The sequence below is a fragment of the Streptomyces sp. CC208A genome, from assembly GCF_030010625.1.
Taxonomy (GTDB): domain Bacteria; phylum Actinomycetota; class Actinomycetes; order Streptomycetales; family Streptomycetaceae; genus Streptomyces.
Map to the genome: position 1 here is coordinate 1 of NZ_JASCXN010000075.1, position 4,560 is coordinate 4,560.

Genomic DNA, 4,560 nt, shown 5'->3' on the forward strand with positions numbered 1-4,560 from the left:
GCCCTTGCCGCCGCCCTTGCCGTTGCCGGCCGACGAGACCTTCGGTGCCGCCTTGGCCTGGGCCTGCTTCTGGACCGGGTTGCCGGTCTTCTTCGTTTTCTGGGCCGCCTGGTCGGCGATCTTCTTCGCTTGCTCCGCGGCCTTCTTCTTCGCCGCCTGAGCCGCCTTCTTGGCTCTCTCCATCGCCGCGATCTTGGCCTTCAGCGCTGCTGCCTCGGCCGCCTTCGCCGCCTTGAGGACGACCGAGGACCGGCCCAAGCCCGAGCAGCCAGCCGACGCGGTCAAGGCCGCCGACCAGCAGCAGCAGCACACGAACCGACTAGGGCAAGGGAGCGGGCCGTGACCGACCTGCACGAACCGCTGGAAAGAGCGCTCCGCCCCGCTGGGCGAACCCAGCGGGGCGGAGAAGGACTACACCCGGGAAAGCAAGTCCCGGAGAGGTCCTTCAGGGCCGGATGTCAGGCCCATCGGGCCGGGAGTTCGGGGAACCCCTGGCCGAGCGCCGAGAAGCTCGGATACGGCAGCGACTCGACAAAGTCGGAGCCTGCCAGCAGCGCCGGATCCGCCACTACGACATGGACCCGTGGCGGGCGGTCGGGGTCTCCGGTCAGGAACGGCTCCTCCAGGACGACCGCATCGTCGAAGCGCGTCCATCGGGTGAGGCTCCCGCCCGTCACAGGGCGGGTCCTCCCGCGGGAGACGAACTCCACAGTGTCGGGGTACCGAAGACCGTAACTCTCCAGCAGTGTCCAGCCCCGCAGCGTCGACCAGAGGGCCACCATCTCCACGAATTCCGTGAAGCTGGCGAACATGTCCGTGTACTCGCCACTCCAGGAGACCCCGACCCTGCCGTCACGACGCAGAACGATCGCGCAGGGGACGTCGTGGTTCTCCGCGATGCGGATGAACTCGTCCCCCTCGGGGGACAGAGTCCAGTCGCCCGGGGAGACCGAGATCCGGGTCCATCCGTAGAAGTTCCCCCCGTAGCAGGGAAGGACGCAGCCCTCCCACTCCTCCGAGAGAAGTTCGATCAGTGCTCCCGTCTCGGACGGGAAGTCGATCGACGGGACCTCGCGAAGTCCACGAGGGGCACGTACCTCCTCGTTGAGGAACCGAACGGACTCGGCTGTCGGTTTCACCCGGATGCTCCTTTCAAGGGTGGCGGACTAGTGATTGACGCCCAGCAGGTAGGTGAAGAGCTTCCTGCAGCTGGGGCACATCTCCCGATAGGCTCCATGGCGATCCCATCCATACCCCTGGGATCCGCCCCGGACATCGACGGCCTGTGACCTGGCGCCTCCGATCGGCAGACGACGGTTCTCGAGCTCGCACAGCGCCCCGATCTCACCGCAACCGCCGTGGTGGCCGGTCATCTGCACAGCAGTCCGCACGTTCGGGGTGAGGTCGTCGAGCGACCTGTTCGTGCTGATGCCGAGGGCGCTGTGCTGCCCGTCGGCCGTGAAGACCTGCGCGGCGACGTTGGTCTGACCGACGTTGTCGTCGGCGTGATCGAGCAGCTCGTCCGACGGCTCGGTGGTGATCTCGCAGACATGCGGATCACCACCGCCCGCGTTGTGGACGAGGACCGGAGTGGCCCCCGCCAGCACGTAGTACGTGTGCTACGCAGAACCCCTCTACCTGCTTCTCCGCAGGTCAGCACCTGATTTGCGTTCCGCTGACGTCCGTGGATGTGCGGGGAAATCCGTGGCTGTTGCCGTCGCTACTGCCGTCAGGGCCTACGGACGGCGGGGGCCCGCTACTGCCATGCCCCGGGTTCGGCGCGAAGGGTGGCGCGGGTGGTGCGGTGGTAAAAGTCGTGGCCGGTCTGGGCGCAGTGCTCGGCGATCCAGCGTGTCAGATCCTCCTCGGCGTGGAGTTCGCCGGAGGTGGCGCCGCAGTCGTGGTCTTCTCCGGTGACGCAGGCGGCCTCGAAGGTGGGCAGGGCCATCGGGTCCACCACGGCGGTCACGTGGTACTCGCGGAAGCGGTAGCGCCTGCGGACCGGGGTGCCGGTGGTTGCGGAGTCAGACATGCTCGGCCGCCTCCTCCTGCGGGTCCGGGATGCGCTGTCCTCGCGATTCGGCCACCCGGAGCGCGTCCGTCAGGGCCTCGGCCAGTCGGCTGGCCAGCCAGCGGTACTCGGTGGCCGACAGTGCCCGCGCGCCGGGGGCCAGGGCTTCGCGGGCGTGTTCAAGCAGTTCCTCGCCCATGCCGAGTTGGACGGCTTCGATGCTGTCAGCGAGTGTGGACAGGTAGCCCCTGCCGTCGGTGCTGAGGTAGCAGGGGTTCCCGTCGGGGGTGGTCCAGGGAAGTAAGCGGGGGCCGGCCACGCCCGTCGCCGCGTCGTACAACTCCCTGCGTCGCATACGGTCCGCGTCGCTCCTGGAACTGCTCACCGTGCACTCCTGGCTTGGGTCGCTGATAGGGCACGGCGACCGTAGCCGTCTGGATGATCGTCACTCCACGTAAGCAGCAGGGCAATTCGCGGCGCCGGGTCTGCGAACTACCACGCAGCGTGGCGGCTATCCGACAACGTCGAGGTAGGCGGCCATGTCCCGCATCTCCGTCGTCAGGGTGCGCTTCCGCTTGCTCAAGATCTCCTGCATGGTCTCGGCGGCCGAGTTCTGGTGCCTGAGCCACTCGGGGGCGGCGTCCCGAACCCGGGTCAGCTCGTCCATCGCCGCCGACAGGTCTCCGGTGCGGGTGTGGGCCCGCGCGACGTCGAGGGTGAAGCGGTTCCCGTCGTTGGTACTGGGCCTGCCCAGGCGCTTCCACGCCCTAGGCGATAGTGCCTCTTCCTCGTCTGCTTTCCGTACGACCGCGCGGGCGTCCCCGATGACCATGGAGTCTTCGAGTGCCTTCAGGGCGGCGGTGACGGGGCCGAAGACGGACCAGTGCCGGGAGAGGTTGCGGTGCGCGGTGCCGACGGCGGTTGCCGCCACCCGCGCCGCCTTGCGGTACTCCTTGGCTTCGTCCGGGCGGTTGTTGCGGGCGGCTGCGGCTGCTGCCTCCATCGCTAGACCGCCCCATACCGCGTAGTGGTCCGGCTCGGCTCCCGTGATCTTCGGCTCGACCGCGTCCATGCTCTCGGCGGCGATCCGCTCCGCCTCGTCCAACCGACCCTGACGTACCAGCAGCCAGCACATGCCGCCGACGCCCGAGCCTGCCGCGAGCATGTCCCCGCTCTGTTTGGCGTCCGCGATGGCTCCGCTCAGGGCCGCGTACGCGATGTCGTACTGCCTCACCTGAGTGAGGTAGGTGCCGGCCAGGCGCAGCGCCTCGGCACGGGCCATGAGGGCTTGCCGGTGCTCGTCTCCGCTGTCGTAGTAGGCCACGGCCAGGGAGGCATCGCGTAGCAGGCCGGGCAGCTGGGCGGCGACGCTTTTGTAGCTGTCGGAGAAGTACAGTTCTCGCGCGTCTCGTACGGCACGGCTGAAGGTGCGCAGGTTCGGTTCCTCGCCCGCGACTTCGGCGGCCTGGTCCACGAGTCCGACGGCTGGGGTGAGCACTGCGCGAAGCTGGATCAGGTTGAGCTGGTTCGGCTCCTCGGCCCGCCCTATGGGCTCCGGCGCGTCCGGCGCCATCAGCGCGGCGGTGGTCACCCCCAGGGCGCGGGCGAGGGTGTGCAGCGTCTCCATGCGGACCGTTCCGCCCTGTTCGACCTTGCGGACCGTGCCCGGTGACACGCCTGCGGCGTGGGCCAGTTCCTCCTGGCTCATGCCGGCGCGGCGCCGGTACTTGCGGACGTTGTCGGCCAGTTCCGTAGTCATCCCGTTCACACCTCCAGCGCCACGGTACGCCGGACGGGCGCGTCAACCGGTGGCTATCCGGCAGATACCCGCCACGGAGCGATCACCACCCCCGCGCGGGGCTGGGCTCCAGCACGCGCGATGCCTGAGCGGGTGGGGTCCCTCGTCGGTCGGGCAGCTTCGCCGGACCAGGGTTCCCCGGGGGCCGCCAAGGCTCACCCTGTGACGCGTGCGCTCGGCCTTGGCGGCCCCCGGGGGTTCCTGGTACGCCTCCGGTGACCGGGCGACGAGGGACGCGACCCGCGCCCCTCGACCACTCACCACGACGAAGCCGCACCCGATATTCGGCCCCCTGCCCCTCGGAGGGAGGGCCGGGGTCTGGGGCAGAGCCCCAGGTGGCTTGCTGTGCTGGCTGTTGCGCGCCCGGACCGGCGGGGCCGTCGCCAGCGGGGCGGCAGACAGGAGCGGGCGGCGGCCCCACAGGGCCGGAGCGCGCGCGGCCCGCGACAGCGGGCCGCCTTGATCAAGTAAAGAAACTTTGAACAGCTCACCCTGCGCCCCACCGCTCCACCGCGTGCGATCGGTTCAACACGGCGGCGCCTGCCCTCATCCAGGTGATCATGCAGGTGTTGGGTCTCGGTGACGGGGCCCCGGCGCTTCGACCCCCTCACCGCCGACGGAGCCTGCCAATTCCTCACAACCGCGCGTGGACACCGGCTCCATGCGCTGTTCGAACCTGTCAGCGACGAGTCAATCCGCGGCAACGGCGCCGACCCGCCGCCGTGCGGAGCCACCGTCCACTGGCGTTGCC

At 69.3% G+C, this 4,560-nt stretch carries 6 protein-coding genes; all 6 read right to left on the reverse strand.

Annotated features, from left to right (window positions below):
* Window positions 1–258: hypothetical protein (locus tag QK442_RS35845; protein ID WP_282698330.1), on the reverse strand; the 258-nt coding region annotated here is incomplete at its 3' end.
* A gap of 200 nt (window positions 259–458) precedes the next feature.
* Window positions 459–1,139, reverse strand: coding sequence for a hypothetical protein (locus QK442_RS35850; protein WP_282698331.1), 681 nt, complete (start codon window positions 1,137–1,139; stop codon window positions 459–461).
* A gap of 27 nt (window positions 1,140–1,166) precedes the next feature.
* Complete coding sequence (locus QK442_RS35855) at window positions 1,167–1,607, reverse strand: hypothetical protein (RefSeq protein WP_282698332.1); 441 nt, start codon at window positions 1,605–1,607, stop codon at window positions 1,167–1,169.
* A gap of 149 nt (window positions 1,608–1,756) precedes the next feature.
* Window positions 1,757–2,032, reverse strand: a complete 276-nt coding sequence (locus tag QK442_RS35860) for a hypothetical protein (protein ID WP_282698333.1) — start codon at window positions 2,030–2,032, stop codon at window positions 1,757–1,759.
* The gene (locus QK442_RS35865; RefSeq protein WP_241911298.1) at window positions 2,025–2,396 is read right to left on the reverse strand and encodes a hypothetical protein; all 372 of its coding nucleotides are present in this window, start codon (window positions 2,394–2,396) and stop codon (window positions 2,025–2,027) included. The genes QK442_RS35860 and QK442_RS35865 overlap by 8 nt, the downstream gene beginning before the upstream one ends.
* Window positions 2,397–2,522: 126 nt before the next feature.
* Entirely contained in the window at window positions 2,523–3,770 is a 1,248-nt protein-coding gene (locus tag QK442_RS35870) for a helix-turn-helix domain-containing protein (protein WP_282698334.1), read from the reverse strand.
* Between the last annotated feature and the right edge of the window lie 790 nt (window positions 3,771–4,560).

What these genes read in the sequence shown, in the direction of transcription:
- QK442_RS35860 (WP_282698333.1), bottom strand. Translation starts at nt 2,032, where the DNA reads ATGTCTGACTCCGCAACCACCGGCACCCCGGTCCGCAGGCGCTACCGC.
- QK442_RS35870 (WP_282698334.1), bottom strand. Translation starts at nt 3,770, where the DNA reads ATGACTACGGAACTGGCCGACAACGTCCGCAAGTACCGGCGCCGCGCC.